Annotated in this window: 1 protein-coding gene and 1 pseudogene; both read right to left on the bottom strand. The window is 40.3% G+C overall.

Features of this window, described 5'->3' with window-relative positions:
• On the bottom strand, nt 1-191 hold a 191-nt coding region (locus AC4HAI_RS08970), incomplete at its 3' end, for a hypothetical protein (RefSeq protein WP_491111244.1).
• Nucleotides 192-1339: pseudogene (locus AC4HAI_RS08965) on the bottom strand (hypothetical protein); the annotation flags it as partial.

The raw sequence follows: 1339 nt of genomic DNA, 5'->3' as shown, positions 1-1339 counted from the left end.
GATACTTTGATATTGCCACTACTTTCCAGAGAAGAAGTCGATTCCCCTGCAAGGTCAAAATAAAGTTCATCAAAGATATTTCCAATGCTGAAATCATGCTCCTTTTTCTCATAAAAATTGACATAAACAACCATACCGACAAAAATGATAACAAAAAGTAAGGAGAAAATAAGCTTGAAATATTTTTTCATCTATTTCTCCTTATCGGATTGATAATCCTCATCCCCAGCATAATCAGTTAGATTATTGTCTCCATTTTTAACACTCTCATTAAAATTATAGGATTCTGCGTAGTTATCCCTAAGATACTGCGCTCTTTCAAAATCAGTCCAAGCTTTATATTCTCTCCCTTTACCAGGTTCAACAATATAACTACCCGATGGAACAAGTGAATCATAGATGGTGTCCTCAACAATTTTCATACCTTCATTGTCCTTAAATTCCTCAGCGCGATTGGTCTTACCAGAATCAATCTCGCTGTAGTAGTCATTGCTGATTTCCATATAGCTTTTCCCTGAGTCTTTCATTCTTTGGGCTGTATTCACCGCATCTAGATCGGCTCGGTAGTCATCATTCTTGATGGATGGGTCTTTCCCCGCTTCGTGCGTAGTATCTCCACGCCACCCCGCCCATTCCTTAATGGTATCATCAACGAGACCATCATTTCTGTGTAATAGCGTAGCTGTAGTAATAGACTGATGGGCAAAGTCTGCATTGGTAACCTTACCATTATCTGAATAATCTTTTAGCTTCTGGTTATAAAATTCCTCAAATCCTTTTTCTGTGCCATAGGCTTCTTTGTAATTACTCAATGCAGCGTCATACAATTCTTTATTCTTTTTATTTGTAAGCTCCTTCCAACTCGTTCCTCCAGCAGACATTTCATGCTGCAAACGGATATTATAATTCAGCTGTTTTGATTCTGATTGGCTTAAACCCAATTGCTTAAGAATACTGACGGTATCCATTGTCCCAAACTCATCTTTTAATGAGCCTGCTGTTGCCTCCCATAATTTCTTATCATATTCTGAATCAGCATCATACACTGCACCGCCAAGAATCCTGAGAAACAGATAATCAATCTCTTCCTGACTTTTGTCAGGAAACTTCTCCTCCAGCCCTCTTCTGACTTGGATAATCTGGCGGGCAGTCGTGTCGTCAAAGCCAAACTGAGCTTTGAGATTCTCAACGTATTTCCGTTCCTCTACTGTCAATGTCAGCTTGGCTGAGGCATTCTCCACAGAGGTGCTGAGCCTCTGTATCCAATCCCTGTTCTTAGGAATGATAAAGGTGCCAGTCTTGCTGTCCCAGGAGCTGTTGGCTTGCTGGAGACCCTTTT

The sequence above is a fragment of the Streptococcus sp. ALY_208 genome, from assembly GCF_058314295.1.
Note: the sequence above shows the minus strand (reverse complement) of the source record. Positions and strands in the feature narration are given on the sequence as shown.